This window comes from Epilithonimonas zeae, from assembly GCF_900141765.1.
Lineage (GTDB): Bacteria > Bacteroidota > Bacteroidia > Flavobacteriales > Weeksellaceae > Epilithonimonas > Epilithonimonas zeae.
Genome location: NZ_FSRK01000001.1, coordinates 355922 through 382897, shown reverse-complemented (window position 1 = coordinate 382897; position 26976 = coordinate 355922). Strand labels below are relative to the sequence as shown.

30 protein-coding genes are annotated in these 26976 nt (G+C 35.3%); 19 read left to right on the top strand and 11 right to left on the bottom strand.

What is annotated here, in order from left to right; genetic code table 11:
• Positions 1 to 8: 8 nt before the first annotated feature.
• The 12 genes from nuoF (at position 9) to BUR19_RS01675 (ending at position 13901) form a co-directional block, all read left to right on the top strand.
• A complete protein-coding gene (gene nuoF / locus BUR19_RS01730) occupies positions 9 to 1364 on the top strand; it encodes an NADH-quinone oxidoreductase subunit NuoF (protein ID WP_074233214.1) in 1356 nt (451 codons plus the stop codon).
• A 35-nt stretch (positions 1365 to 1399) separates the two neighbouring features.
• A complete protein-coding gene (locus BUR19_RS01725) occupies positions 1400 to 2245 on the top strand; it encodes a hypothetical protein (protein ID WP_074233213.1) in 846 nt (281 codons plus the stop codon).
• A gap of 97 nt (positions 2246 to 2342) precedes the next feature.
• Positions 2343 to 3362, top strand: a complete 1020-nt coding sequence (locus BUR19_RS01720) for a 2Fe-2S iron-sulfur cluster-binding protein (RefSeq protein ID WP_074233212.1) — start codon at positions 2343 to 2345, stop codon at positions 3360 to 3362.
• A 47-nt stretch (positions 3363 to 3409) separates the two neighbouring features.
• Positions 3410 to 4474, top strand: coding sequence for an NADH-quinone oxidoreductase subunit NuoH (gene nuoH, locus BUR19_RS01715; RefSeq protein ID WP_074233211.1), 1065 nt, complete (start codon positions 3410 to 3412; stop codon positions 4472 to 4474).
• 90 nt (positions 4475 to 4564) lie between these two features.
• The gene (locus BUR19_RS01710) at positions 4565 to 5122 is read left to right on the top strand and encodes a NuoI/complex I 23 kDa subunit family protein (protein WP_074233210.1); all 558 of its coding nucleotides are present in this window, start codon (positions 4565 to 4567) and stop codon (positions 5120 to 5122) included.
• On the top strand, positions 5122 to 5619 hold the full coding sequence (locus tag BUR19_RS01705) for an NADH-quinone oxidoreductase subunit J family protein (protein ID WP_074233209.1): 498 nt from the start codon (positions 5122 to 5124) through the stop codon (positions 5617 to 5619). Before BUR19_RS01710 ends, BUR19_RS01705 begins: the two co-directional genes overlap by 1 nt.
• Positions 5620 to 5623: 4 nt before the next feature.
• Positions 5624 to 5950 carry an NADH-quinone oxidoreductase subunit NuoK gene (nuoK, locus tag BUR19_RS01700; protein ID WP_074233208.1) on the top strand — a complete coding sequence of 109 codons (327 nt, stop codon included), beginning with the start codon at positions 5624 to 5626 and terminating at the stop codon, positions 5948 to 5950.
• Positions 5951 to 5958: 8 nt separating this feature from the next.
• A complete protein-coding gene (gene nuoL / locus BUR19_RS01695; RefSeq protein WP_074233207.1) occupies positions 5959 to 7872 on the top strand; it encodes an NADH-quinone oxidoreductase subunit L in 1914 nt (637 codons plus the stop codon).
• A 2-nt stretch (positions 7873 to 7874) separates the two neighbouring features.
• Positions 7875 to 9368, top strand: coding sequence for a complex I subunit 4 family protein (locus BUR19_RS01690; RefSeq protein WP_074233206.1), 1494 nt, complete (start codon positions 7875 to 7877; stop codon positions 9366 to 9368).
• Positions 9369 to 9462: 94 nt separating this feature from the next.
• Positions 9463 to 10845, top strand: coding sequence for an NADH-quinone oxidoreductase subunit N (locus tag BUR19_RS01685; protein ID WP_074233205.1), 1383 nt, complete (start codon positions 9463 to 9465; stop codon positions 10843 to 10845).
• 417 nt (positions 10846 to 11262) lie between these two features.
• Positions 11263 to 11988, top strand: coding sequence for a prolyl oligopeptidase family serine peptidase (locus tag BUR19_RS01680; protein ID WP_074233204.1), 726 nt, complete (start codon positions 11263 to 11265; stop codon positions 11986 to 11988).
• A gap of 59 nt (positions 11989 to 12047) precedes the next feature.
• A complete protein-coding gene (locus BUR19_RS01675) occupies positions 12048 to 13901 on the top strand; it encodes a CocE/NonD family hydrolase (RefSeq protein WP_074233203.1) in 1854 nt (617 codons plus the stop codon).
• Positions 13902 to 13934: 33 nt separating this feature from the next.
• Here the strand turns inward: BUR19_RS01675 and BUR19_RS01670 are convergent, their stop codons facing one another.
• Entirely contained in the window at positions 13935 to 14927 is a 993-nt protein-coding gene (locus BUR19_RS01670; RefSeq protein ID WP_074233202.1) for an LLM class flavin-dependent oxidoreductase, read from the bottom strand.
• Positions 14928 to 15091: 164 nt separating this feature from the next.
• Here BUR19_RS01670 and aqpZ point away from each other — a divergent pair, with 164 nt between their 5' ends.
• Positions 15092 to 15805, top strand: coding sequence for an aquaporin Z (aqpZ, locus tag BUR19_RS01665; RefSeq protein WP_074233201.1), 714 nt, complete (start codon positions 15092 to 15094; stop codon positions 15803 to 15805).
• A 46-nt stretch (positions 15806 to 15851) separates the two neighbouring features.
• Here aqpZ and BUR19_RS01660 read toward each other — a convergent pair whose 3' ends face one another.
• From BUR19_RS01660 to BUR19_RS01630, 7 genes are all read right to left on the bottom strand, one after another.
• A complete protein-coding gene (locus BUR19_RS01660) occupies positions 15852 to 16397 on the bottom strand; it encodes a hypothetical protein (protein ID WP_074233200.1) in 546 nt (181 codons plus the stop codon).
• Positions 16398 to 16408: 11 nt separating this feature from the next.
• Complete coding sequence (locus BUR19_RS01655; protein ID WP_074233199.1) at positions 16409 to 17002, bottom strand: DUF5715 family protein; 594 nt, start codon at positions 17000 to 17002, stop codon at positions 16409 to 16411.
• A 66-nt stretch (positions 17003 to 17068) separates the two neighbouring features.
• Entirely contained in the window at positions 17069 to 18052 is a 984-nt protein-coding gene (locus BUR19_RS01650; RefSeq protein WP_074233198.1) for a LuxE/PaaK family acyltransferase, read from the bottom strand.
• A gap of 14 nt (positions 18053 to 18066) precedes the next feature.
• Entirely contained in the window at positions 18067 to 18831 is a 765-nt protein-coding gene (locus BUR19_RS01645) for a UDP-2,3-diacylglucosamine diphosphatase (RefSeq protein WP_074233197.1), read from the bottom strand.
• 14 nt (positions 18832 to 18845) lie between these two features.
• On the bottom strand, positions 18846 to 19049 hold the full coding sequence (locus BUR19_RS01640) for a hypothetical protein (RefSeq protein ID WP_074233196.1): 204 nt from the start codon (positions 19047 to 19049) through the stop codon (positions 18846 to 18848).
• Between the two features lie 2 nt (positions 19050 to 19051).
• Positions 19052 to 19672 (bottom strand): DUF3575 domain-containing protein, encoded by a 621-nt coding sequence (locus tag BUR19_RS01635; protein WP_074233195.1) that lies wholly within the window; start codon positions 19670 to 19672, stop codon positions 19052 to 19054.
• Between the two features lie 2 nt (positions 19673 to 19674).
• Positions 19675 to 20844, bottom strand: a complete 1170-nt coding sequence (locus BUR19_RS01630) for a thioredoxin family protein (protein WP_074233194.1) — start codon at positions 20842 to 20844, stop codon at positions 19675 to 19677.
• A 146-nt stretch (positions 20845 to 20990) separates the two neighbouring features.
• Between BUR19_RS01630 and BUR19_RS01625 the strand changes: the two genes are divergently transcribed.
• Genes BUR19_RS01625 through BUR19_RS01610 form a run of 4 tightly spaced genes read left to right on the top strand, consistent with a single transcriptional unit; the run spans position 20991 to position 23178 of the window.
• Positions 20991 to 21707 (top strand): DUF3822 family protein, encoded by a 717-nt coding sequence (locus BUR19_RS01625; RefSeq protein WP_074233193.1) that lies wholly within the window; start codon positions 20991 to 20993, stop codon positions 21705 to 21707.
• Position 21708: 1 nt separating this feature from the next.
• Positions 21709 to 22149, top strand: coding sequence for a GNAT family N-acetyltransferase (locus BUR19_RS01620; protein WP_074233192.1), 441 nt, complete (start codon positions 21709 to 21711; stop codon positions 22147 to 22149).
• A gap of 3 nt (positions 22150 to 22152) precedes the next feature.
• Positions 22153 to 22719, top strand: a complete 567-nt coding sequence (locus BUR19_RS01615; RefSeq protein WP_074233191.1) for an RsmD family RNA methyltransferase — start codon at positions 22153 to 22155, stop codon at positions 22717 to 22719.
• A 12-nt stretch (positions 22720 to 22731) separates the two neighbouring features.
• The gene (locus BUR19_RS01610; RefSeq protein ID WP_074233190.1) at positions 22732 to 23178 is read left to right on the top strand and encodes a glucosaminidase domain-containing protein; all 447 of its coding nucleotides are present in this window, start codon (positions 22732 to 22734) and stop codon (positions 23176 to 23178) included.
• On the opposite strand, the gene BUR19_RS01605 is transcribed toward BUR19_RS01610, so the two are convergent.
• A complete protein-coding gene (locus BUR19_RS01605) occupies positions 23179 to 23529 on the bottom strand; it encodes a winged helix-turn-helix transcriptional regulator (RefSeq protein ID WP_074233189.1) in 351 nt (116 codons plus the stop codon).
• 80 nt (positions 23530 to 23609) lie between these two features.
• On the opposite strand from BUR19_RS01605, the gene BUR19_RS01600 reads away from it, so the two are divergent.
• Positions 23610 to 24212, top strand: coding sequence for a nitroreductase family protein (locus BUR19_RS01600; protein WP_074233188.1), 603 nt, complete (start codon positions 23610 to 23612; stop codon positions 24210 to 24212).
• A gap of 161 nt (positions 24213 to 24373) precedes the next feature.
• Positions 24374 to 25960 (top strand): ribosomal protection-like ABC-F family protein, encoded by a 1587-nt coding sequence (abc-f, locus tag BUR19_RS01595; protein ID WP_074233187.1) that lies wholly within the window; start codon positions 24374 to 24376, stop codon positions 25958 to 25960.
• A gap of 33 nt (positions 25961 to 25993) precedes the next feature.
• Here abc-f and BUR19_RS01590 read toward each other — a convergent pair whose 3' ends face one another.
• Positions 25994 to 26281: a putative quinol monooxygenase gene (locus tag BUR19_RS01590; protein ID WP_074233186.1), complete on the bottom strand. Its 288-nt coding sequence runs from the start codon at positions 26279 to 26281 to the stop codon at positions 25994 to 25996.
• Positions 26282 to 26296: 15 nt separating this feature from the next.
• Positions 26297 to 26917 carry an NAD(P)H-dependent oxidoreductase gene (locus BUR19_RS01585; RefSeq protein ID WP_074233185.1) on the bottom strand — a complete coding sequence of 207 codons (621 nt, stop codon included), beginning with the start codon at positions 26915 to 26917 and terminating at the stop codon, positions 26297 to 26299.
• Positions 26918 to 26976: the final 59 nt, after the last annotated feature.

Genomic DNA, 26976 nt, shown 5'->3' with positions numbered 1-26976 from the left:
TTAAAGAAATGAGTAAAAAACTTTTACTTAAAAACGCACATATAGAGGGAATCCGTTACTTCGAGACTTACCGTAAACATGGCGGTTACGAAGCAGCGGAAAAAGCTCTGAAAATGACGACCGACGAAGTTCTGGAAGAAGTTAAAGTTTCCGGACTTAGAGGAAGAGGTGGCGCTGGTTTCCCAACGGGAATGAAATGGAGTTTCCTTGCAAAGCCGGAAGGCGTTCCAAGACACTTGGTAGTGAATGCCGATGAATCTGAACCTGGAACTTTCAAAGACAGATATTTGATGGAGTTTCTTCCGCATCTTTTGATTGAAGGAATGTTGATTTCTTCTTACACATTAGGATCCAATGTTTCGTACATCTACATCAGAGGAGAATATTCCTGGATTCCTGATATTTTGGAAGAAGCCATCGAAGAAGCAAAAGCTGCTGGATTTCTTGGAAAAAATATCTTAGGGACTGGTTACGATTTGGAGATTTATGTTCAAAGAGGTGGTGGCGCTTACATTTGTGGAGAAGAAACTGCCTTACTTGAATCTCTTGAAGGAAGAAGAGGAAACCCAAGACTGAAACCACCTTTCCCTGCTGTTAAAGGACTTTGGGAAAGACCAACGGTTGTAAATAATGTTGAATCGATCGCAGCAGTTGTTCCAATCATCGAAATTGGTGGTGCGGAATATGCTAAAATTGGCGTAGGAAGGTCAACAGGAACTAAATTGATTTCTGCTTGTGGTAACATCAACAAACCAGGTGTTTATGAAATTGATATGACCATTACGGTTGAGGAATTCATTTATTCTGATGAATATTGTGGAGGAATTCCGAATGGTAAAAAGTTGAAAGCTTGTATTCCTGGTGGTAGTTCTGTTCCAATTGTTCCCGCAAATCTTTTACTGAAAACAATCAACGGCGAACCAAGATATATGAATTATGAATCTCTTGCTGACGGTGGTTTTGCTACTGGAACAATGATGGGTTCAGGAGGTTTTATTGTTTTGGATGAAGACCAGTGTGTCGTTAATCATACAATGACTTTAGCAAGATTCTATAATCACGAAAGTTGTGGACAATGTACACCTTGCCGTGAAGGAACAGGCTGGATGTACAAAATACTGAAAAAAATAGAAAAAGGAGAAGGGAAAATGGAAGACATCGATTTGCTTTGGGACATCCAGAGAAAAATAGAAGGAAACACCATTTGTCCTTTGGGAGATGCTGCTGCCTGGCCGGTTGCTGCTGCTATCAGACACTTCAGAGATGAGTTTGAATGGCACGTTAACAATCCGGAACTTTGCCAGACTCAAAATTACGGAATTGCCAACTATGCTGATCCAATACCAGCAGTGGCTAACAATTAAGAATAGGATTTGAGTTTTCAAATTCACTAGAAATAATGAAGAAGTTCTTTGAATTAGTTTTTGTATTTTTTGTTGGGATTACAACTGTATTTGGACAAAATCAAGAAACTACAATTGATAACAACAACACATCCTCCTTGAAAAAAGGAACAATGTTCGTTTTTTGGGGATGGAACAGAGCTGGATTTAGCAAGTCTGATATCCGTTTCAAAGGGAATGGTTATGATTTCACTTTGAATAATGTGGTGGCGCACGATAGACCGTCGGAATTAAGTATGGCATATATAGACCCTACAAGGCTTTCTATACCTCAGTTTAATTTTAGATTTGCTTATTTCTTAAAAGATAATTTAGCATTAGTCGTTTCGCAAGACCATATGAAATATGTGATGGACCAGAATCAAGTTGCTAATTTCAGCGGTCATATTTCTGATCCGACTTATGCAGGAATGGTTCAGAATGGTCAGGTTAATTTGTCTGATGAGCAATTCCTTACCTTTGAGCATACAGATGGACTGAATTATGTGAATCTTGGTCTTGAGAAATACAAAAATCTATCAAGCAAAAAGAACTTTGACATCTTTTGGGCTTACGGCGGCGGAATCGGTGCTTTGATGCCAAAAAGTAATGTGAAATTATTTGGAAACGAAAGAAGTGACAGATACCATTTAGCAGGATTTGGACTAGATGCAAGAACAAGTATCAACGCTGTTTTCTGGAATCACATTATGGCAAGAGTAGAAGGAAAATTCGGTTATATCAATATGCCGGATATCAAAACTACTCTTAATAATAAACCTGATAAAGCAAGTCAGGACTTCGTATTTTACCAGGTTAACTTTGGTGTTGGATACGTTTTTAATAGAAAATTAAAGAAGTAAAATATACTCTCAGAGATATTTTAAATTATAAATAGAATTGACAAAAGATTTAGGAAAAAGGTTTAATCTAAAATCCGAAAATCTAAAACCTTGAAATATGAGCGAAGAAGTCAAAAAATTTAAAGTTACCATAGACGGACAGACGACGGAAGTTTTGCCTGGTACTTCTATTTTGGAAGCTGCAAGACAAATCGGTGGGAAATCTGTTCCGCCAGCTATGTGTTATTATAGTAAACTGGAAACCAGTGGTGGTAGATGCAGAACGTGTTTGGTAGAAGTTTCCAAAGGTTCTGAGGCAGACCCAAGACCAATGCCAAAATTGGTTGCAAGTTGTAGAACTGGCGTGATGGACGGAATGGAAGTGAAAAACTTAACTTCTGAAAAAGCACAGGAAGGTAGAAAAGCTGTTACAGAATTCCTTTTGGTAAATCACCCTTTGGATTGTCCAGTTTGTGACCAGGCTGGAGAATGTCATCTTCAGGATTTGGGTTACGAGCACGGTAATCTTGAAACCAGAACAGAATTCGAAAGAAATACTTACGATGCAGACGACATCGGTCCATATATCAAACTGAATATGAACCGTTGCATTCTTTGTGCAAGATGTGTATTGGCTGCAAATCAATTAACTGAGAAAAGAGAGCACGGAATTCTTTACAGAGGTGATCACGCAGAAATATCAACAATGTTGAACAAAGCTTTGGATAATGATTTCATCGGAAATGTGATTGATGTTTGTCCAGTTGGAGCTTTAACAGATAGAACAGCTAGATTCACAAGTAGAGTTTGGTTTACTAAACCGTACAATGCAACTTGCAAATGTGAGAAATGTAGCGGAAAAGCTGTACTTTGGATGAAAGGAGATGAAGTTGTAAGAGTAACGGCAAGAAAAGACCAATACGGCGAAGTTGAAGACTGGATTTGCAACGAGTGTCGTTTTGAGAAAAAAGATACTGCACTTTGGAATATCGAAGGACCAAGACATATCGACAGACATTCTGTGATTTCTCTTAATCACTACGAGAAAAAAACAGACAGCTACAATGTTTTGGATAATCCGGAAGCCAAAGAAATTGGTGTGGCAGACGAAAAAGAAATTGAAAAATTAGGTAGTTAATAAAAATTTAAACTCAATTTGAACTTTAAATTTTGAACTTATAAAATATGGAATTACTAACTTTTAAAATCATATTAGTATTGGCGCTGTTCCTTTTGGCACTTACTATTGCTGCCTACTCTACTTGGGCAGAAAGAAAAGTGGCGTCGATAATGCAAGACCGTATCGGACCAAACAGAGCGGGACCTTTCGGGCTATTACAACCGTTGGCAGATGGTGGTAAATTTTTCTTCAAAGAAGATTTTACACCTCAAAATGCAGAAAAGTTCCTTTTCATTTTAGGACCATCTTTGGTAATGTTTATTTCATTGATTACCGGAGCAGTAATTCCTTGGGGAAAAACATTGAATTTCGGAGGTATTTCTTACGATTTACAGGTTGCTAATATCGATGTTGGTGTTCTTTTCATCATTGGAATGGCTTCTATCGGAGTTTACGGAATTATGATTGGAGGTTGGGCTTCCAACAACAAATATTCATTATTAGGTGCCATCAGAGCTTCATCACAAATGATTTCTTATGAATTGGCAATGGGATTATCATTGTTGTCAATCATTATGATGTCCGGAAGTTTGGATTTAAAATTAATTACTGAAGCTCAATCTGCTGGGAAAATTTGGGGATTCATTCCTGCCATTTCCGGAATCAACTGGAATATCCTTTATCAGCCTTTAGCTTTCTTGATATTTTTCATCGCTGCAATGGCTGAAACCAACAGACACCCTTTCGATTTACCTGAGTGTGAATCTGAATTGGTAACTGGTTATTCTACCGAATATTCTTCAATGAAATTAGGACTGTATATGTTTGGAGAATATGTGAATATGTTCATTTCCAATGCATTTATGGTAGTTCTTTTCTTCGGAGGTTACAATTATCCTGGAATCGATTGGGTAACGCACAACTGGGGAGAAAATGTTGCAGGTGTTTTGAGTATCCTAGCTTTCTTAACAAAAACAATCATCGGAATTTTAATCTTTATGTGGATTAGATGGACACTTCCGAGATTCAGATATGACCAATTGATGCACCTAGGATGGAAAACTTTGATTCCATTAGCTTTGGTGAATCTAATTGCTACAGGTGCTGTGATTTTAGCATTTGGAAATTAAAAAATTGAAAATTTGATAATGAGGTGATGTGATAATTTGATTCAAAATCTAATATCTAACATCTGACTTCTAACATCTAACTTATATTAAATGAAACTTACTAATAGATCAAAAGTTGTTTCTAATAAAGAAATGACTCTGGGTGAAAAAATCTATTTGCCGGCGATTTTCAAAGGAATGGGAATCACTTTCAAGCACGCTGTAAGAACTGTGTTGAAGGGCGCTCCTGCAGTATATTCTTATCCGGAGGTTCAGAAACCAAGAGCAGATATCTGGAGAGGGCAACACGTTTTAAAACGTGATGAAGAAGGTAGAGAAAGATGTACCGCTTGTGGGCTTTGTGCAGTGGCGTGTCCTGCAGAAGCCATCACAATGACGGCTGCTGAAAGAACTAAAGACGAGAAACACCTTTACAGAGAAGAGAAATATGCATCGATCTATGAAATCAATATGTTGAGATGCATCTTCTGCGGAATGTGTGAAGAAGCTTGTCCAAAATCTGCAATCTATCTTACAGACAGATTGGTAGATGTGGAACAAAACAGAAATTCTTTCATCTATGGAAAAGAAAAATTGGTCGAAAAAATTAATGCAAGGATTGACATCACAGAGAGACAATCTGAGAAACAAAAAAAGGCAGTAAAATAATGGATCAGATTTTATTTTTTATTGTAGCGTTTATCGCCATTGCAAGTGCTGTTTACTTCGTATTTGCAAGAAATCCTTTATACGCCATTCTTTCTTTGATTGTAACGATGTTCTCTATCGCGGGAATGTACATTCTTCTTAATGCGCAGTTTTTAGGTATTGTTCAAATCATCGTTTACACGGGAGCCATTATGGTTTTGTTCCTTTATATTTTGATGATGTTGAACTTGAACAAAGAAGACGAAAGCAAGAAAGGAAGCCTACCAAAGTTCATTGGGATTATTTCTGTTTGTATCTTGTTTGTAGGAATGTTGGGAGCTTACAGAGGTCTTTCAGGAAAAACAACAGTTGCAGACAACATCGACCACTCGGTTGGTTTGACCAAAAATCTGGGAAGATTATTGTTTAACGAATATGTATTGCCATTCGAATTGGCTTCGATTCTGATTTTAGCAGGGATTGTAGGTGCTGTTCTTATCGGTAAAAAAGATTTATAAGATTATGGAAGTGAATACATTTATACAACAAGTACCTTTGGAATATTTCATTATTCTGAGTACCGTTTTATTTTGCCTTGGTGTTTTGGGAGTTTTGCTTCGTAAAAATGCTATCGTGATTTTGGGATGTGTAGAATTGATGCTTAATTCCGTAAATCTTTTATTAGCAGCATTTTCTGCTTACAAAGGTGATGGTAACGGACAACTTTTGGTTTTCTTCATTATGGTGGTTGCAGCAGCGGAAGTAGCAGTAGGATTGGCAATTATCGCAATGATGTACAGAAATACCAAATCTGTGGACGTAAGTATTTTTAATAAATTAAGAGGATAATAAAAGGAATGGAAAATTTAGTTTACGCAATTGTACTTTTGCCTTTAGCCGGATTCCTGATTAACGGACTTTTTGGAAAGAATCTTCCGAAAGTTTTTGTTGGAGGATTGGCAACATTAGTAGTTTTCGCTTCATTTGTTATCGCAACCAGTATATTTTTAGGATTCAAAAGTGATAGCGCACCTGTTATCGTAAAAGCTTTTGAATGGTTTAGAGTGAATGGGATTCAGGTTAATTTTGGTTTCCAAGTTGACCAATTATCATTGATGATGGTAATGATCATCACAGGGATCGGGTCATTGATCCACCTCTACTCTATTGGCTATATGAGCCACGACAAAGGATTCTACAAATTCTTCACATATCTTAACCTGTTTATTTTCTCGATGTTGCTTTTGGTTTTAGGAAGCAATTACCTGATTCTATTCATCGGTTGGGAAGGTGTAGGACTTTGTTCTTATCTATTGATTGGATTCTGGTACACCAACGAAGATTATGGAAAAGCAGCAAGAAAAGCTTTCATTATGAACCGTATTGGAGATTTAGCATTATTGATTGGTATTTTCACAATTGCATCCCAAGTCAACGCTATCGATTATTTGAGCGTACAGGAGAATGCTTCAAAATTTGCTTTAGACAGCAATATTATTATATTCATCACGGCAAGCTTATTCATTGGAGCAACTGGTAAATCAGCTCAGGTTCCTTTATATACTTGGTTACCAGATGCGATGGCTGGACCAACGCCAGTTTCGGCCTTGATTCACGCAGCAACGATGGTAACGGCTGGTATTTACTTAGTAGTAAGAAGTAATTTCTTATTCACTTTAGCGCCAACTGTTCAGGATGGGATTCTATTCATCGGGTTCCTGACTGCCGCTTTAGCTGGATTCTACGCACTTCGTCAGAACGACATCAAAAAAGTATTGGCCTATTCTACAGTTTCACAACTTGGATTTATGTTCATCGCTTTAGGTCTTGGCGCTTATACAACAGCAATGTTCCACGTAATGACACACGCTTTCTTCAAAGCTTTGATGTTCTTGGGAGCAGGTTCTGTCATCCACGCAATGAGCAACGAGCAGGATATGCGTTTTATGGGAGGTCTGAAAAAATATGTTCCAATCACGCACATCACTTTCCTTATCGGAACATTAGCGATTTCAGGTTTCCCATTACTTTCTGGGATGATTTCTAAAGACGAAATTTTAGTTGCAGCTTATGCGAAAAGTCCAATTTATTGGGTAATGTTATTTGTTTTAGCAGCAACGACCGCAGCATATATGTTCAGGTTGTACTATTTGACTTTCCACGGAAAGTTCAGAGGTACTGAAGAACAAAAACATCACTTGCACGAAAGTCCACTGAATATGACTTTGCCATTAATCGTTTTGGCTGTCCTTTCAGTTATTGGAGGTTTTATCAATCTTCCTCACTTCATCGGTCACGGTCATTATGCTAAATTGATGGAATGGTTGAAACCAGTATTGACGGAGCAAAGTTTCAGCGAAATGGAAGCGACGCTTTCCGGTGTGGATTTTAATACAGAAATGATTCTTCTTGGAGCAACGGTTGTAATGTTTTTCAGCGTTTGGTTCATTGTTAAAAACATCTACGTTAACAAGAAAAAAATGGCTCTTCCTGAAGATAAATATACAGGCTGGGAGAAATTGTCTGCTAAAAAATTATTCGTGGATGAGATTTACAATGCAATGATTGTAAGACCTTTCGAAGAAGCTGGAAAAGCGGCGGCAATGTTTGATAAAGCAGTTCTTGACCCGATTGTGAATTTCATTGGATTTGGAGCAGCAGATTCTGGACGTGCAGCAAAACGTCTCCAAAACGGAAATGTAGAAAACTATGTGCTAATTATGTCATTGGCGATAGGAATTGTATTGATTGTTAACTTTATATTGAAATAATAATGTCGTATTTACTATTAACATTATTACTATTACCTCTCGTAGGTTCGGTTTTACTATTTTTCTGGAAGAGTCCTTCCAGTAAATATATCGCATTAGCTTTTGGCTTTGCACAGATGTTCATCGCATTTTATATGTTAGGGAATTTCGATTTCAACCCAACTGTAGATGCTGTATTGCAATATGAAATTAATGAACCTTGGTCCAATTATATCAAAAGTAAAATTCATTTTGGGATTGATGGAATGAGTATGCTGATGGTTCTGTTGACCAACATCTTGGTTCCACTCATTACTTTATCTTCTTTCAACGAGTCAAAAGGTTACCCTAATTCTTTCTACGCATTGATATTATTGATGCAATTCGGATTGTTGGGTGTTTTCACTTCTTTGGACGGATTGTTATTCTACATTTTCTGGGAAGTAACATTGATTCCAATCTGGTTGATTGCCGGACTTTGGGGTCAGGAAGATAAAAGAATCAAATTCACAACCAAGTTCTTTGTTTACACATTTGTAGGCTCTTTATTTATGTTGATTGGATTGATTTACGTTTACAATCACGCAGCATCATTTGCCTTGACAGATTTGTACAACGCTAACTTAAATGTGAACGAACAAACGGTAATATTCTGGTTTATTTTCTTTGCTTTTGCGGTGAAATTACCGGTATTCCCTTTCCATACTTGGCAGCCAGACACTTATACATATTCTCCAACGCAAGGTTCGATGTTGTTATCAGGAATTATGTTGAAGATGGCAGTTTACGGTGTTATGAGATATTTATTACCAATTACACCATTAGCAATTGGCGGAATTTCTGGAGAAATCGTGATTATTCTTTCTGTAATCGGAGTGATATATGGCGCTTTAATCGCTATGATTTCTACAGATACCAAGCGATTGATTGCTTATTCTTCCCTTTCTCACGTTGGATTAATTGTAGCGGGAATCTTCGCTTCAGCTGTTGTAACAATGAGAGTTGGATTAGACTTCGAAGGTGCTCAAGGTGCAATGATTCAAAGTTTTGCTCACGGGATTAACGTAGTTGGATTATTTTATTGTGCAGATATTCTTTATAAAAGATTCAAAACAAGAGATATCAGAAAAATGGGAGGTTTGGCAAAAGTCGCTCCTAAATTTGCCATATTGTTTATGATTATTTTGCTTGGTGCCACGGGAGTTCCATTAACCAACGGATTCATCGGAGAATTTATCTTATTGAAATCAATTTTTTCATACAATCTAATAATGACAGTTTTAGCTGGATTAACATTGATTCTTGCAGCAGCTTATATGTTGAGATTCTACGGAAAAACAATGTTTGGAAAAGGAGACGACGCTGTTTTGGCTACAACAAAAGACATTAGCTCAGTGGAGTTCACAGTACTGGCAAGTTTATCAGTTTTCGTAATTGTTTTAGGCGTTTTTCCTCAACCAGTTATAGAAATGGTAACAAGTTCTGTAAGATTCATCTACTCTTCTATGCTTAACTAAGAATGGATTTGAAATCAATTCAGATAAAAAGAAATATTAAATAAAATTCAAAACGGACATCGGACTTCCGGTTTCCTACGAAATAAATAAAGAAATGAGTGTTTTAATAGTTTTATTCCTTACGGCAATTCTGGTATTATTCTCAGGTGTTTTCGAGAAAGGCAAATACGCAAGATATATCGGAATCTTGGGATTAATCATTGGTCTGGCGACTAGTTTTCTTCCTGATTGCGAGTTTTTCGCGCAATACAAATCGATGTACGAATACAGCTACAATGCCGAATTATTCACAAAAATATCGGTGGCTGTTACTTTGTTATTGTTCTTTTTAGGAGGATTTGCATTCAGCAATCACAGAAGTCATCAGTCAGAATTGTATGCATTGATGTTATTTGCACTTTGTGGCGGGATTGTATTGTTCGGATTCCAAAACCTAGTAACATTATTCATCGGAATCGAGATTCTATCAATTCCTTTATATGTAATGGCTGGAGCTAATAAAACCGACCTTCGCTCTACGGAAGCTTCTATGAAATATTTCTTAATGGGAGCATTCGCAACAGGATTTCTTTTGTTTGGAGTAGCTTTGGTTTATGGAAGTGCAGGAAGTTTTGACCTTTATGCCATTCACGATTTTGCTTACAACAATCCTAAGAACTTAATGCTGATAATGGGAGCTATCCTGATGTTGTCTGCATTGGCATTCAAAGTATCGTTAGCACCATTCCATATGTGGAGTCCAGATGTTTATCAAGGCGCACCATCATTGATTACAGCTTTTATGGCATCTGTCGTAAAGATTTCCGGATTCTTCGCTTTGTTCAAATTAATGACGATTGCTTTCGGGGGAATTGCTGGAGATTGGATTAATATCTTAGGCGTTTTCATCATCCTGACTTTACTTTTGGCAAACGTTATGGGATTGGTTCAGACCAATGCAAAAAGAATGCTTGCCTACTCTTCCGTTTCGCACGCAGGATATATTGCTTTGATATTTTTCGGAATCAATAACTTCTCAACTTACATTTTAGGCTATTACTTGTTCGCTTATTCATTGGCAACAGTTGGTGTTTTCATCAGTTTGATCTGGGTTGAGAAAATCAAAAAAGAAACTTCTTTTGCCGCTTTCAACGGATTGGGAAAAAGAGAACCTTTGTTAGCAGTTGTTTCTACAATCTCAATGCTATCAATGGCTGGGATTCCTTTGACAGCCGGTTTCATCGGAAAATTAGGAATCTTCAATCAGGCGATTGGCGGACATTATGAGTTCTTGGTTCTGATTGCAGTTCTAGGTTCAGCATTGAGTATCGCTTATTATTTGAGATTAATCATCGCAATGTTTTTCTACAAAGAAGACAACTTCCACAATACGGAAAGAGCGAGTATCACTTACAATATCGTTTCTGTAGTAATAATTTTAGCATTGGTTTCTATGGGAATTGTTCCGGATCTATTCGCTAAAATTTTCGGATTATAGGAAAATTAAAAATACACAAAGCCTGATTCCAACGAGTCAGGTTTTTTTATGTCTGTATACAAAATAATTGGGCGCCTTTATCCGCGCTCCACTCCCGCTTTTTTGTTATTGCGAAGAAAGTGATACATTAGACAGAACTATTCAGCAATCGCAATAACAAAAAGAGCTCCGTTCAGCTCGGGGCGCGCTTCGCACAAAACAGATTTACAGTTTAAAACTAAAAACAAAAACATTTTCAGATTTAAATCTAAAAAAAGTAAATTCGTAATTACAAGCTTTAAAATTATGAATTACGGCCTATTATTTTTATTTATACTTTCTCTTTCCTGATGTACAAATTCTACAAAACAACCTGAGAGTGAAATCAAAGAAATAGAACTAACAGATATAAAATATGGATCTTATGAAAGAAACAAAATGGACATCTACTTACCCGCCAACAGAACAAATAATACACCTTTTGTAGTAAATATTCACGGAGGAGCGTGGACCGTAGGTGATAAAAGCACTGACACTTCTTTATCAAAATATTTGCTTTCAAGAGGAATAGCGGTTGCCAACATCAATTACAGATACGCTAATAATAACACACATCTTTCAGAACTCTTAGATGATGTAGATAAGATCTTCAAATATTTGATCACACATTCCAAAGAATGGAACACCAGAAGCACAGGTTTTTCTATAACCGGACAAAGTTCTGGCGCACACGTTTCTCTAATGTATGCCTATACTAAGTCAGATAAAATCAAAGCTATTGTTGATCGTTGCGGACCAACCGATTTTACCGATACCTCCACACTTTGGCAGCTGGATAATCAAAATCTTATGGATGCTGTCAACAAAATGTCTGGTAACAAAACTGTTTGGAAAGAAGGCAATCCAATTCCTGAACTTTATATTAAATCGAGTCCCGTAAAATTTGTAAAAAAGATTCCAATTCTAATGATACACGGCGACAAAGATCCGATTGTTCCTATCAAACAATCCTTTAATTTGATAGAGGCTTTGAAAGAAGAAAATGTACCTTATAAATTGTTGATTTTTCAAGGAGCAGATCATTCATTAGATGCCCTACCTGGTAATTCTGTTAAAAAAATTACTTCTACTGCAGACTGGATCATTAAATATGGCAAAAATTAATCGTAAACTATTTTTATTCTGATCATCAAGTTTTATCTTTATTCAAATATTTATTTTCAATGAAAAAGTTCTTAGTGTTTTTCTGTTTTATCACAGTTAGTTTCGGTTTTGCACAAACCAATTCTGTTGAAGACAACTTCACCAAAAAAGAAGTTTATATCCCGATGCGAGACGGAACCAAACTGTTTACGATTATTTACACACCAAAAGACATTTCAAAAAGCAACAAGTATCCATTCATTATGAACAGAACTTGTTACAGTATTACACCTTATGGCGAAAATAACTTCAGAAAAAAATTAAGCCCCAACCCTTTCATCGAAAAAGAAAAATACATCTTTGTTTTTCAGGATGTTCGAGGACGATATATGAGCGAAGGCACTTTCACGAATATGACGCCACAAGTGGACCACAAAACCAAAAAAGATGTGGACGAAAGCACCGACACTTATGATACTATAGATTGGTTGGTTAAAAACGTTCAGAATAACAACGGAAAAGTTGGGCAATACGGAACTTCTTATCCTGGATTTTACACAGCAGTCGGAACTTTAGCGAACCATCCTGCTTTGGTAGCTTCGTCTCCTCAAGCTCCTATTTCAGATTTTTGGTTTGACGATTTCCATCACAATGGTGCATTCTTGATGGGTTATTTCAAAACGTTTCCAGTGTTCGGAGTTCAGAAAACTAAAGCTGAAGACAAAAGCTGGTTCGTTGATAAAATGATAAAACCAACTTCTGATGACGGTTACATTTTCTACAAAGATATGGGAACATTGAAAGATGGTGTGGATAAATACTATAAAGACAATTTCTTTATGCAGGAAGTTGTGAATCATCCCAACTATGATGAGTTCTGGCAAAAAAGAAATCTTTTACCTCATCTTAAAAATATCAACCACGCTGTGATGACAGTTGGCGGCTGGTTTGATGCAGAAGATTTAGCTGGTCCGCTTAACATTTATAAAACCATTGAGAAATCTAGTCCGAAAGCAAAGAACACGATTGTGATGGGACCTTTCTCCCACGGAGGCTGGAACAGAGAAGAAGGGAAACATTTTCATAATGACATTTATTTCGGAGACAGCATCGCTACTTATTATCAGAAAAATATAGAACAACCATTCTTTCATCATTATTTGAAAGAAGATTCTAAAACTGCGGCAAAACTTCCGGAAGCTTATATGTTTGACACCGGAAAAAAAGAATGGGAACAATTTGAAAACTGGCCGCCAAAACAAACTCAAAAAGTTACTTTTTATCTTGATAATTCTGGAACATTAGCTAAAAACATTCTGAATCAGGTTGCATTTTCAGAATATACTTCTGACCCCAACAATCCGGTTTTAAGCAGCGAGAATTACAAAGATATGAATGGATTCACACCAAGGAATTATATGAGCGAAGACCAGAGATTTGCGAGTTACAGACCAGATGTTTTAACTTTTACAACGGATGTTCTAGATAGCGATGTTACTTTTGCCGGAGAGATTTTAACTAAACTGAAAATAGCTACCACTTCCACCGATGCAGATTTTGCAGTTAAATTAATTGATGTTTATCCTTCTGATGAGAAAGCAAATCCAGACAAACCCAATGTCGTTTATGCCAACTATCATCAAATGGTAAGAAGCGAAATAATGCCGGCAAGATTCCGTAATAGTTTTGAAAAACCGGAAGCTTTGACTCCAAATAAAGAAGAAGTTGTGAATGTAAAATTGCAGGACGTTTTGCACACTTTCAAAAAAGGACATAAAATCCAGATTCAGGTTCAGAGTAGTTGGTTTCCTTTGATGGCCATCAATCCTCAGAAATTTCTTGAAAATCCTTACAAAGCAACCAAGGAAGATTATACAAAAGCCAATATCAAAGTTTACAACAGCAGTACAATTGAAGTTGACGTTCTGAAATAAAACAAAAGCACAAACCTAGGTTTGTGCTTTTAATTATAGTGATTTGATAACTTCTGAAGCTATCTCGTAAGACCTTTGTTTTTTATCAAAATCGAAGATGTTTCCTGAAACAATAATCTCATCTGGTTTGTAATCCTTCCTAAACTTGGTCAGTTTTTCTTTCAAAGTTTCTTTGTCTCCCACGAATGTTTTAGCAGCCATTCTATTGAGATGAAGAGCTACTTCATCTGAAATACCAGCCAATTCGGTTTCATCTGGTGGTAAAAGAGGCTGTCTTTGGTCAGTCAAAATATTGACAAAAGCCTGGAAATGCGACGTTGATAAATAATGAGCTTCATCTACAGAATCTGCCGCAATAATATTAATACAAATCATCACATAAGGTTCATCAAGAAATTCAGAGGGCTGAAAATGTTCCCTATAGATTTCCAAAGCCACTTCCAATTGAGAAGGCGCAAAATGGGCTGCAAAAGCGTAAGGCAGACCTAATTTAGCTGCTAAAAAAGCTGAATCTGTAGAACTTCCCAAGATGTAAAGCGGAACATCCGCACCTTCACCTGGAATCGCTCGTACTTTCGCTTCAGCATTTTCATTAGATAAATATTTTTGAAGTTCTTTAATATGAAATTCAAAATTATAATTCGGATTGAAATTATTTCCTCTCAATGCAGTTGCTGTCAACATATCCGTTCCTGGTGCTCTTCCCAATCCCAAATCAATTCTGCCAGGAAACAATCCATCCAAAGTTCCAAATTGCTCTGCGACAGATAAAGTGGAATGGTTGGGCAGCATAATACCTCCGGAACCAACTCGTAAAGTTGTGGTTTGTGAAGCAATATGACCAATTAATACCGATGTTGAAGCGCTCGCAACATTAGGGAAATTATGATGCTCCGAGAACCAATATCTTGTAAATCCAAGTTGTTCTGCGTGTTGTGCAGATTTCACCGATTTCTGAAATGTTTTATTGATATCATCGCCTTTGACAATAGTTGCCAAATCGAGAATTGAATATTTTAAAGCCATAATTCTAAAATTTATACAAATGTTTAGCTCAAAAAACAAACCATTACAGGAATGTCAAAAATAATTGGAAATTTTGTCAGTCAACAAATATTTTTTGAATTATTCACAACTAATTAAAAATTTTATTAGATTTGTTTTAATAAACTATTAAAAAAACAAAACAAATGGTATCAACAACTTCAAAATTTGTTGCCGAAATGATTGGCACAATGGTTCTTGTATTAATGGGCTGCGGCAGTGCAGTGATTGCTGGCGCTGATGGAACAACTGGTGTCGGGCTTCTGGGAATTTCTTTTGCATTTGGTTTGAGTGTGGTCGCAATGGCATACGCTATCGGACACATTTCCGGATGTCACATCAATCCTGCTATTTCATTGGCGATGGTTGCGGCTGGCAGAATGAAATTGGGAGAAGCTTTGTACTACATCGTTGCTCAGATAATCGGAGCTATTATTGGTGCAGGAATACTGTATGTCATTTTTACCAATCATCCAGGTGCTGAATTAGGACCTTGGGCTTTGGGTTCTAATGGCTGGGGAACTGGCTATCTGGATGAATATACAACTGTAGCTGCTTTGGTTGCTGAGTTTGTTTTCACATTCATCTTCTTGATGGTAATTCTGGGATCTACTTCTACTAAGAATATCCACGGAGGCTTTGCTGGTCTGGCAATTGGACTTTCTTTGGTTCTGATTCACATTGTCGGAATCAAAATTACAGGTGTTTCTGTAAATCCTGCAAGAAGTATTGGTCCAGCACTATTTGCTGGTGGAGAAGCACTGTCACAACTTTGGCTGTTTATTGTAGCGCCAATTCTGGGTGGAGTTTTTGCAGCCTTCACTTATAATTTATTGATTGAAAAACCTGAAAAACTATAAGCGTAGAATCATTTCTAAAGATAAATCCTACTTAATAAAGTAGGATTTATTTTTTATTCTTAATCTCAAATGGACTTTTGAAAATTAATTCTTCTTTTTTCCCTTTCAATTCAAATTTCTTGACGAGCAGGTTTCTGGCAAGATTTCTTAGAAAATAGTCTTTGTCACATAGTTTCCAATAAGAATCTTCATGAATCATTTTTGGTTTCCGGATTTTGTAAAAAGTCGTTTCCCAATTGTCTTCGTTGTGGTAAAATTCAATAATTCCACAATGTTCCGGAATATCCTTGTGGTCAACCATTCCCATTGGAACAAGAAAACTGAATGAATTGCAAATATAATCGCCACAGCCAATCTTATCGTGCTTTAGAAATTTTTCTCCTGATTTTTGATTGGTATAGAATTTTTTAAAATCGTTTTTGAAATCGGATTTGGATAATTTTATTTCAATTTCGTGGCTGAAACCTTCATTATTAATCAATAAAATATCGGCTTCCCAGTCGGAATGGAAAAAATTAGTCAAAACAATTTCTTTATCAAAGTCACAATTGGAAGTGACAAAAGCGTGAACGAGTTCTTCTATTTTCAACATCAATTCAAACTTTAGTAGTTACGAACTGTAACGTGATAACAGCTTTGCTGCTTCTCCTTAATATAAAAGATTTTACCAAGATTTTTATACTCTGTCAAAACTTTCTCCAATTCTTTTTCCAATTTTGGATTGACTTTCAATTTGTGGTCAAATCTAACATACGAAATATCAAACGCAGCGCCGTAATTATGAGAACTGATTCCCAAAGACGCATTAGAATTCACTTTTCTTAATCTGCATTGGTCTTCCAAAGTTCTAGTAACAGATGAAACAACAAAGAAACTTTTTGTTTTTGCAGCAAAATCATTCGCCATCCTTTCCAAAGTTGTTCTTGCCTTCTTAACCAAATATGGTCGGCTATATTCTAAAGTCTGCAATCTGTAACCTCTTGATTTTTTCTTCACTTTCACAAATTTTCCATTGGCAATGTTCTTATCAACAGTCTTTGTATTTTGAAGAATCTTAACTCCGAAATTCTGTGAAGCTAATAAATGGGGTTTGTATAATTCTGTAGGCTCAACTTTCAAAACTGTCTTCAAATCATAGCATTCTTGAGATTTGAAAAGAGAAAAAGAGAGTAGAAAAATTAATAATAAAAACCTCATTAGGCAGATTTTAAATTAGACTTTAAATAAATCAAATTGTGTTTTTAAATTAAATTTAATTAAAATTCAGGAAACCAAAAGACTGCAGCCTCGGATATCAGAATGATCGATTCTTCCCAAAACCTGAAACGTATCATCCTTAACGTTTCCTAAATCCTGAGTTGCAATAAATGAACAAGAATGTTTATTTGCCAAATCTATGATATTAATTGCGCCCGTTCTTCCGTCCTCAATATATGAAAAAGGATCTTCGGTATTTCGGATGAGAATTCTCATCCAATTGGGGCTTTTATAGATATTTTCGCCTAGAGAATAAGCCTGAGACAACAACTCTGTCATCGAATATTCTGAATAAATTTTTTCTGTTTTGAAGCCTTCTTGGAATATTTTCAACAGTTCATCTTTCGTCATCTCTTCTTTTCTCCCTTTCATTCCGCCAGTTTCTATCACTGTGAGAAAGTTGGAGAATTGGAGAGTTTTAGAGTTTGAGTTGCAATAATCTAAGAAATCTAATAATGCGAAAGAAACACCAAATAGAATTACTTTTTTATCCGTTAAAGTTTGAAGCAAGTCAAATAATTCCTGATGATTGTAAAGGAAATAACCGTTCTCTGGTTTATCTGATTTTTTCATCAAAAAATCAATCATATAAATCAAAGAGGAATGTGGATTTTCAGAATAATTAGGAAGTAAACCTAAAAAAATATAATCTTCAGGCTTTCCAATGAATTGCTCAAAGCTTTTGTAAATACTTTCTTCGTAAATAGAAAAATCAGCAATGTAATGTTTGGAGCGATTCATTTGTGTTGTTCCGGAACTTTGAAAATAATTCTCTGCATTAGAATTTTCATCCAAAACCAAATGATTTTTAAACATCTCAATCGGTAGAAACGGAATTTCAGAAGTTTGTTTTATGGTTAATGGATCAATGTTGAGATAATCTACAAACTTTCTGTAAACTTCAACATTCTCATATTGATAAATAAAAGTTTCCAAACAAGCCGCCTGGAATTCTTCTTCTGTTTTAATATCAAAAATATTCTGCTTCATTTTCCAACTTAATTTTATCCTTCGAATTTATTCAATTCAAAATTTTCTCCATCAAAAACGCCATAAGTGAAATAAGAAATCCAGTCTCCAAGATTGATATATTTCGCTCCTTTGTCCAAATCCAAAACCATTGGCAAATGGCGATGACCGTAAACAAAATAATCGATTTTTTCTGTCTTCAGTTTTTCTTTTGAATAGAGAATCAAAAACTCTTTATCTTCACCTAAAAACTTTTGATCTCCAACACCAGAGATCATCTTATTTTTCTGCGACATATAGTTGGCAATTTTCATTGCGATATCTGGATGTAACCATCTGAAAGCCCATTGAGCAAGAGGATTGGTAAAGACTTTTTTCATTCTTTTGTAGCCTTTGTCACCAGGCCCAAGTCCATCGCCGTGCGCTAAAAGAAATTGCTTACCATTAATTTCATAATATCTTTTTTCGAAGAAAACAGGAATTCCCAATTCAACTTCGAAATAATTTTTCATCCACAAATCGTGATTCCCAACAAAGAAATAAATATCAATTCCCGAATCTTTCAACTCGGCAATTTTTCCTAAAACCCTGATATAGCCTTTGGGGACAACATATTTCCACTCGTGCCAAAAATCAAAAAGGTCGCCCATCAAGAAAAGAATTTGTGCATCTCTTTTGATTTGATCCAACCAACGAATAAATCTCTCTTCCCTAATTCGGCTTTGTTGCAAATCAGGAACTCCGAAATGCTGATCGGAAGCGAAATATATTTTTTTACCAGATTGTAGATCGATCTGCATAAAAATAAGTTTAATTAATCAAAATTATTACGTTCGTCGTTTTTGTCGCATTTGCTGTAAATCCACATTCCAATTCCCAGACCTATTACTGCAGAAAAAGCAGTTAACAAAGCTCTCGAAAGTTTATCTGGCGAATCATTTCCAATATAATTCATCAGAAAAATAATGATGAAAGTAATAACTGCAATCAGTATATATTTTGGATTTTTGAAATTCATCTTTAAAGTTTATAAGAAATCATTATCCCACCTTTGTAAGGAAGCAACTCACCACTCCTGTTCGTTTCTCTACCCATAGAATCTCCTTCTGTATCGTAGCGGTCGCCACTCAGCTTATCATAGCCTTTATAAAAACTTTGCATCGTCCCAAGACCAAGATATAGATCAAGATTCCATCTTTCACCCAGAGTAAACTGATAGCCAGCTAATCCGCCTAACATAAATGAATATCCTCTTTGATATAAATTAGAATTAATATATGGCGTCACCACTCCATTTTTATGAACATAAAAATTATCATTCCAATATCCCCACTTTTGGATATTGAATCTCGCCAATGAAAAATCAACGCCAACATAGAATTTTTTGAAAGCTTCATTAAAATAATATCTTCCATTGAACCCCAACATATAAACTTGTGCGTGTTTTCCTGCGAACGATTTCCAAGGAGAAACAAATAAATCCGCCTGTCCAGTAATATGATCTGAGAAGCCGTGTTCTACGCCTACATTCAGCATTCCTACTGGAAGAAATAAAGCATTGGCTTTGATATAAGTTTCATTTTTTTGCGAAAAGCCGTAAGTGATAATGCCAATAAAACTCAGCAATAAAAGTTTTTTCATCATTATTTTTTGTTCAGGATTTCGTTCATTTTTGTGGCATCTTTGTTTTCATCTTTTGCAAAATTAGCTGCCATTCCTGCAAACATTTTGGCTTCTTCTTTTTTACCTAATTTGTCATATAATGTTGCCAAAATACTTGTAGAATCAAAGTTTTCTGAAGACATAACCACTTTCTCCGCCCAACGTGATGCCGCTTGAAGAGACTTGACATCTTTAGATTTTCCACTGATTGTACTTGCTGCAGCTAACAATTCATTAGCGTTGAATTCCTCAGGATTTTTGTAATATTCTATAGCTGTTTTTTCGTAAGCTGGAAAATTATCGTGAGCTGAGTAATAGTTCAATTTGTAAAGATTCAGGCTTTTCGTCAATTCTTCTTTTGGGAATAGACCTTCTCCTTCTTTCAGAATTTTTGCATCGTCGATTGTTTTGGTTTTTTCGTCTGTTGCAGACGTTACCAGTTTCATCAATTTAAGATAACTATCAAACTGCTTATAATTTTGTTCCGGAAGAAGCTTTGTAATTCCCTCTTTGTTTGCTACAAAAACTTTGTAATTAGCATCATCAACAGATTGAGTGAAATTCAAAAGAGCATTAACCTCTTCGCCAGAAAACTCTTTGTCTTTTTTCTTCGCAAAATATTTTTCTGAAGCTTGCTTTGCTAAAATCGGGTCTTTGCTTGCATATAGATTAATGAAATTAAGTAAAGCTGCTTGGTCTAATTTTCCTTTCAGAAATTCATCTTTCAGGTTTGTATTAACCAAACTCGGGTTATTGTTTTTTTTACCTAATTCCAGAAATTCTTCAGTCTTGATATAACCTAATTCTTTACCAACGATTTCGCCTTCTCCATTTAAAAATAACAAAGTTGGATAACTTCTGATTCCATATTTTGAAGCCAGACTTGGTCCTTCACCTTTTTCCATATCAAAATGCGCATTGATGAAATTCTTGTTGTAATAGTCTGCAACGTTCTTGTCTGTAAAAACGTTTTTCTCCATCAACTTACAAGGTCCACACCAAGCTGCGTATGCATCCAGAAAAACTATTTTTTTCTCAGCTTTAGCTTTAGCTAGGATTGTTGCAAAATCAGAATCTTCAAATTTGATGGTCTGTTGAGAAAAACTCAATTGAGAAACTAGTAATATTAAGAAAAATGATATCTTGTTCATCCTTAGAATAAATCGAATTAACTGCGAAGATAACCATAATATAAGAATTGACCGAGAGTGAAATAGTAAAGTTTTAATTTTTTAACTTTGCAAATCTCAGTTTTTCAGATTTTACTGAAAACTATTAAATATTCAGAACAAAAAATATGAGGAAATTATCCTTGCTTTTTACGAAAGATGGTTTGCAATGGCAGATTTCTAAATCCAAAAAGGTTTTAGAAGAAAAAATCTGGCTGAAAGATGAAGAAACGCCAAAAAATCTGGTGGAAGAGAAACTAAATGAGGTTTTTGCTTCTGAGAAGTTTTCTGAAATCTCTGTGATATCGGCTATCAATCATTTTTCGATTGTGGAAGAAGGTTTTGACCAGCACGATTTGGGATATGATTTGATTTCCTATAATGCCGATGTAAAAAGAGATTCTGAGGAACTGATGCTTTCTGTAAATAAGAAATTTGGAATTCAGTTTTATTATAGTTTTCCAAAGGATTTTTATCACAAAATAAAGCAGTTAGAAATTCCAGTTCATTTCAATTTTTCAGGTGAAAAGTTCCTGAATTCTTTGAATGTAAAAAACCGAAAAGAAATCCACGTGAATCTTTATCATCAGCAGGCAGAATTTTTTGCAATTGAGAATAAAAAAGTGGTTCTTTATAACAATTTAGATGCAGCTTCGGAAGTAGATTTCTTGTATTTTATAATGTTTACGCTAAGTAAAATCGATTTCGGAATTTCTGAAACTCACTTTTATATCTATGGCGAAACTACTGAGAATGAAACTTTCATTTCGGAAATGCAGAAATTCGTTCCAAATTTGAAAATTGTTTTTGATAATCTTCATAAAAAGAATTTTGTCCTGAATTAAAATGAACTTCAAAATAGTTGAATACAAAGATTCTCATAAAAACGAAATCCTTTCTGTTTGGGAAAAATCTGTAAAAGCAACGCATCATTTTTTGCTGGAATCCGATTTTGAAGAGTACAAAAAGATTCTGCAGAATTTCGATTTCAAAGATTTAAATGTTTTCTGTCTCGAAGAAAAAGATGAAATTATAGGTTTTATCGGCATTCATTCAGAAAAAATAGAAATGCTTTTTCTCAATCCAGATTACATCGGAAAAGGATTAGGCAAACAATTAATAGATTTTGCATTTTCGAATTTTGACATTCAATATGTTGATGTTAACGAGCAAAATCCAAATGCAACAGAATTCTACAAAAAGATAGGATTCGAGACCTTTGACAGAACGGAGAAAGACGATATGGGAAAACCTTATCCAATTCTCAAAATGAAACTTAAAAAATAAAAAATGTTTAGAATAATCAGTGGAAAATGGAAAGCTAAAAGAATTGCGGCGCCAAAAAATTTCGATGTAAGACCAACGACTGACTTTGCCAAAGAAGCGCTTTTCAGTATGATTGAGAATCGTTTTGATTTGGAATTTTGTTCCGTTTTAGACTTATTCGCAGGAATTGGCTCGATTACTTTGGAGTTTGCTTCTCGCGATTGCAAAGACATTACTTCCGTAGAACTGAATCCAAAACACGCCGGATTTATCAATTCTACAGCCAACGATTTGGATATGGGACTACAAGTCAATATACAAAGAGCAGACGTTTTTGACTGGTTGAAAAGAAAAAGAAATCACGAAAAAAAATATGATATTATTTTCGCTGATGCACCTTTCGAAACTGACGAAAGCAAATATAAAGAACTGATTGATTTGGTTTTAAGCAATGGATTATTGAAACCAAATGGTGTTTTCATTCTAGAACATCAAAGCAGACAAAAATATCCACACCCCAATCTGAAAGACAGCAGAAAATACGGAAATATCAATTTTTCTTTCTTCGAAGCTGAAGCTGTTTCTGAATAAATTGATTGTGATATGAGGAGTTTCAACATCAAATTATTAATGATTTTCGTTCTGCTTTTCAGTTTGAAAATCTCTGCTCAGAATTCTTACGTCAATCAATACAAGCCTTTTGCTACGGAGCTTTCTCAGGAATTTGGGATTCCAACTTCGGTTATTCTTTCAATTGCTTTTATGGAAACTGGCGGTGGCACAAGTTCGGCGTGTAAAGTCCTGAACAACCATTTTGGAATGACAGGAAAAAACGATATCAACAATTCCAGATTCAAAAGTTTTACTGATTCCAAAGCATCTTATCGTGCCTTTTGCGAATGGGTTTCGAAAAAGAAATTTTATCAAAATCTAAAAGGTTCTCAAAATCATAACGAATGGTTTGTCGCCATTGCTTCCTCCGGATATTCTACAAAACCCGCAGAATGGAAGCAAAAACTGAATCTCGTTATGAAAAAAATCGGATTATAATCAGTTCTGGACCAAAATCTTATCCGAATCTTTTATCGCCTCATTTCCCCAACCACAAATCGAACGCAAAACAGGAATCAAAGTTTTTCCAAATTCTGTCAAAGAATATTCTACCATTAGCGGTGGTTTTTGCGTGTAAACTTTCCGCTCGATAATTCCGTCATCTTCCAGTTGTTTCAACTGCAGACTCAAGGTTCTTTCCGTAATTGTCGGGATTTCTTTCCTGATTTCATTATATCGTTTCGTTCCCTTTGCAAGATGAATGAGAATGACTGCTTTCCATTTACCTCCTATAAAACGCATTGTAACGCTTGTTCCGCAAGGAAATTTTTTATTATCGATTAAAAACATATACTATCATTATTGACCGTTATTGCAAAGTTAATAAACACTATTTATTTTTGCAACTATAAAATTGATAGTATAAAATTATGGAAACATTTCTTACCAAAATGCAGAAAAGATACACTGTAAAAAAGTATAATTCTGAAGGAAAACTTAGCAATGAAATTAAAGAACAATTGAAATCGATTCTGCATCTGAGTCCATCTTCAATCAACAGTCAGCCTTGGAAATTCACTTTTGTAGAAGATTCAAAAGCTAAGTCAGAATTCGCTGAAGCTTCTTATTTCAACAAAGAAAAAATCAATGACAGCCAGCTTTTGGTAGTTTTTCAGGTTTTGAAAAATGCGGAAGATTTTGAAAAACAAATCGAGGGAAATTTACCTGAAGGTTCTATAGAATATTACAACAAAATGATAAAACCACACGGCGAAGATTATACAAAAAGCTGGATGTCGCATCAGGTTTATCTTGCTTTAGGTGTTTTGTTGAGCGCTTGTGCACAAATGGAAATCGATTCTACGCCAATGGAAGGAATTGAAATTGCAAAATATGATGCTATTCTGAATAATGAAAAATACACAACGTTATTCGCAGTCGCGATTGGCGTGAGAGATGAAAATGATTTCAATCAACCGAAGCTCAAAGCAAAATCTAGATTGAATTTTGAAGAAATTCTGGATGTGATTTAATAATAAAAGCCTTGGAAATTCAAGGCTTTTTTTGATTTTAAAAATAATTTCTAACTTTGCAGAAATAAAATTCTAAAGATTAAAATGTAAAATTCAATTTCTTTTCAGGCAATCTTCTGCGGACCAACTCGTCTGCTATTGTTCATCTTAAAAAAGAAATTATGTTAATTTTACAAGATATATCTTATCAACATCCTAATAAAGATGTTCTTTTTTCGGACATCAACTTTACCCTTAATTCTCAGGAAAAAATAGCTCTCATCGGAAATAATGGTTCTGGAAAATCGACTTTGCTCAAAATAGTTGCTGGCGAATTACAACCAAAATCAGGAACGATTAAATCTGATTCTAACATCTGTTATATTCCACAAATTTTCGGTCAGTATAATCATTTGAGTATTGCTGAGGCTTTAGGAATCGATAAAAAACTGAATGCTTTAAAGGAAATTCTAAACGGTTCTGTCACCGAAGATAATATGGGAATTCTGAATGACGATTGGACAATCGAGGACAGAATTAAAGAAGCTTTCACATATTGGAATCTACCCGATTTTGATTTAAATCTAAAATTAAAAAATCTAAGTGGCGGACAAAAAACCAAATTGTTTCTCACAGGAATGATGATTCATCAACAGGATTTGATTCTAATGGATGAACCAACGAATCATTTGGATTTGGCAAGTAGAAGTTTGCTTTATGATTTTGTCAATTCAACTTCGAAAAGTCTTTTGATTGTAAGTCACGACAGAGTTTTACTCAATCTTTTAGACAAAACTTGCGAACTCAACAAAAATGGAATTTCGGTTTATGGAGGAAATTATGATTTCTATTATGAACAGAAAAAAATTGAGCAAAATTCACTTGAACAGAATATTTTTAACCGAGAAAAAGAACTGAAAAAAGCCAAAGAAAAAGAACGCGAAACGATTGAAAGGCAAAACAAATTAGATTCTCGAGGAAAAGGAAAGCAGGAAAAATCAGGCGTTTCCAGAATTATGATGAACACGCTTCGCAACAAAGCGGAAAACAGTACCTCAAAACTGAAATCTGTTCATTCTGAAAAAATCGATAACATCAGAGAAAATCTTCACAACCTGAAAGACAATCTTTCCGGAATCGATAAAATGAAAATCAATTTTGATAATTCTCAGCTTCATAAAGGGAAAATATTGGTCAAAGCCGAACAAATCAATTTCAGTTATTATCAAGGAAATCTTTGGAAAAACAATCTAGATTTTCAAATTGTTAGTGGAGAAAGAATTGCGATAAAAGGCAATAACGGTTCTGGGAAAACAACTTTGATTAAAATGATTTTAGGAGAATTTGAACCGACTTTTGGCGAAATCTATTTAGCGGAAAAGAAAACGATTTACATTGACCAGGAATATTCTTTGATTAAAAATGAACTTTCGGTTTATGAACAAGCTCAGCAATTCAATTTAAAAAACCTTGAAGAACACGAGATTAAAACCATTTTAGCACGTTTTCTTTTCTGGAAAAACGATTGGGACAAAAAGTGCAAATTCTTAAGCGGTGGCGAAAAACTAAAGCTTCTACTCTGCTGTCTTTCCATTCAGAATATTTCGCCTGATATGATAATTCTGGATGAACCAACGAATAATCTCGATATCCAAAATATTGAGATTTTGACATCCGCAATCAACGATTACGAAGGAACTTTGATTGTGGTTTCTCACGATAATCGATTTTTGGAAGATATCAATGTCAATAAAACTATTTCATTATAAAAAAACGCCTCGATTAATCGAGGCGTTTCTATTTTAAACTAATTTCGCCAGATAAATTTCTGCTGGTTTTTCCAATAAATCAGGAACTTTTTCAACAAATTCTTGGATATAAGGTTGTTGATTGTGAGCATCCAAACCCTCTTTGCTTTTCCAAATCTCGTGAAAGATAAAAACCGCTTCGTCATCCAGACTTTGCTGTAGTTCATACTTTTCGCAAGCTTCTTCCTTTTTTGTATTCAGAACCATATTATCAAGAATTGATTTCAAATCCTGAATTTTATCTTTTTTCGATTTCAAAATCGCTGTTAAATAGATTGACATTTTAATTTTATTTAATTAATTCAACACTTTCAATTCTTCAGTTTCCAAGGCATTTTTCAGATAATTTTTATACTCAATTTCATAATTATCAATTCTTTCTTTAGTAGCTGCCTTCTCCATATCGTGGAAATGGAAGCTTCCTAAAAGTGTCATTCCTGTGAAGGCGTTCATCCTGTGAAAACCGAACAAAACCCCTTCATCTACAGAATGCTGATTAAAAAATTCACCTTCCAAAGTAAAAGCAGTTTCCGGCGCATTCCAACTTGTGGTTACAAAATATTTTTTACCGTGCATCAAACCGCCGGTTCCGTAATTAATCGCCGGATCCACTCGGGAACGTCCGTCGCTTTTATAGATTCCATTATTGTGGCCAGCCGTGAAAACTTCATCGATGTAAAATTTCAAACGATTCGGAACCTGAAACCACCAGACTGGAAAATGGTAAACCACAATATCTGCCCATTTGAAATTCTCGGCTTCCTGAACTGCCTCAAATTCCTCATTCACATTACTTACTCTAATTTCGAAATTAATGCTTTCCAAAACATCTTTTGTCCAATTGGTAATCGTTTTGTTAAAAGCTCCACCGGAATGTGCGAACGTTTGTCCACCGTTGATTACAAATATTTTTTTCATTGAATTTTCTATTTAATAATTTAATGATGCAAAGTTCCGACAGAAAAATCAATTATAAA

Coding starts and splice junctions, on each gene's coding strand:
- nuoF (WP_074233214.1), top strand. CDS start 9: ATGAGTAAAAAACTTTTACTTAAAAACGCACATATAGAGGGAATCCGT.
- BUR19_RS01725 (WP_074233213.1), top strand. CDS start 1,400: ATGAAGAAGTTCTTTGAATTAGTTTTTGTATTTTTTGTTGGGATTACA.
- BUR19_RS01720 (WP_074233212.1), top strand. CDS start 2,343: ATGAGCGAAGAAGTCAAAAAATTTAAAGTTACCATAGACGGACAGACG.
- nuoH (WP_074233211.1), top strand. CDS start 3,410: ATGGAATTACTAACTTTTAAAATCATATTAGTATTGGCGCTGTTCCTT.
- BUR19_RS01710 (WP_074233210.1), top strand. CDS start 4,565: ATGAAACTTACTAATAGATCAAAAGTTGTTTCTAATAAAGAAATGACT.
- BUR19_RS01705 (WP_074233209.1), top strand. CDS start 5,122: ATGGATCAGATTTTATTTTTTATTGTAGCGTTTATCGCCATTGCAAGT.
- nuoK (WP_074233208.1), top strand. CDS start 5,624: ATGGAAGTGAATACATTTATACAACAAGTACCTTTGGAATATTTCATT.
- nuoL (WP_074233207.1), top strand. CDS start 5,959: ATGGAAAATTTAGTTTACGCAATTGTACTTTTGCCTTTAGCCGGATTC.
- BUR19_RS01690 (WP_074233206.1), top strand. CDS start 7,875: ATGTCGTATTTACTATTAACATTATTACTATTACCTCTCGTAGGTTCG.
- BUR19_RS01685 (WP_074233205.1), top strand. CDS start 9,463: ATGAGTGTTTTAATAGTTTTATTCCTTACGGCAATTCTGGTATTATTC.
- BUR19_RS01680 (WP_074233204.1), top strand. CDS start 11,263: ATGGACATCTACTTACCCGCCAACAGAACAAATAATACACCTTTTGTA.
- BUR19_RS01675 (WP_074233203.1), top strand. CDS start 12,048: ATGAAAAAGTTCTTAGTGTTTTTCTGTTTTATCACAGTTAGTTTCGGT.
- BUR19_RS01670 (WP_074233202.1), bottom strand. CDS start 14,927: ATGGCTTTAAAATATTCAATTCTCGATTTGGCAACTATTGTCAAAGGC.
- aqpZ (WP_074233201.1), top strand. CDS start 15,092: ATGGTATCAACAACTTCAAAATTTGTTGCCGAAATGATTGGCACAATG.
- BUR19_RS01660 (WP_074233200.1), bottom strand. CDS start 16,397: ATGTTGAAAATAGAAGAACTCGTTCACGCTTTTGTCACTTCCAATTGT.
- BUR19_RS01655 (WP_074233199.1), bottom strand. CDS start 17,002: ATGAGGTTTTTATTATTAATTTTTCTACTCTCTTTTTCTCTTTTCAAA.
- BUR19_RS01650 (WP_074233198.1), bottom strand. CDS start 18,052: ATGAAGCAGAATATTTTTGATATTAAAACAGAAGAAGAATTCCAGGCG.
- BUR19_RS01645 (WP_074233197.1), bottom strand. CDS start 18,831: ATGCAGATCGATCTACAATCTGGTAAAAAAATATATTTCGCTTCCGAT.
- BUR19_RS01640 (WP_074233196.1), bottom strand. CDS start 19,049: ATGAATTTCAAAAATCCAAAATATATACTGATTGCAGTTATTACTTTC.
- BUR19_RS01635 (WP_074233195.1), bottom strand. CDS start 19,672: ATGAAAAAACTTTTATTGCTGAGTTTTATTGGCATTATCACTTACGGC.
- BUR19_RS01630 (WP_074233194.1), bottom strand. CDS start 20,844: ATGAACAAGATATCATTTTTCTTAATATTACTAGTTTCTCAATTGAGT.
- BUR19_RS01625 (WP_074233193.1), top strand. CDS start 20,991: ATGAGGAAATTATCCTTGCTTTTTACGAAAGATGGTTTGCAATGGCAG.
- BUR19_RS01620 (WP_074233192.1), top strand. CDS start 21,709: ATGAACTTCAAAATAGTTGAATACAAAGATTCTCATAAAAACGAAATC.
- BUR19_RS01615 (WP_074233191.1), top strand. CDS start 22,153: ATGTTTAGAATAATCAGTGGAAAATGGAAAGCTAAAAGAATTGCGGCG.
- BUR19_RS01610 (WP_074233190.1), top strand. CDS start 22,732: ATGAGGAGTTTCAACATCAAATTATTAATGATTTTCGTTCTGCTTTTC.
- BUR19_RS01605 (WP_074233189.1), bottom strand. CDS start 23,529: ATGTTTTTAATCGATAATAAAAAATTTCCTTGCGGAACAAGCGTTACA.
- BUR19_RS01600 (WP_074233188.1), top strand. CDS start 23,610: ATGGAAACATTTCTTACCAAAATGCAGAAAAGATACACTGTAAAAAAG.
- abc-f (WP_074233187.1), top strand. CDS start 24,374: ATGTTAATTTTACAAGATATATCTTATCAACATCCTAATAAAGATGTT.
- BUR19_RS01590 (WP_074233186.1), bottom strand. CDS start 26,281: ATGTCAATCTATTTAACAGCGATTTTGAAATCGAAAAAAGATAAAATT.
- BUR19_RS01585 (WP_074233185.1), bottom strand. CDS start 26,917: ATGAAAAAAATATTTGTAATCAACGGTGGACAAACGTTCGCACATTCC.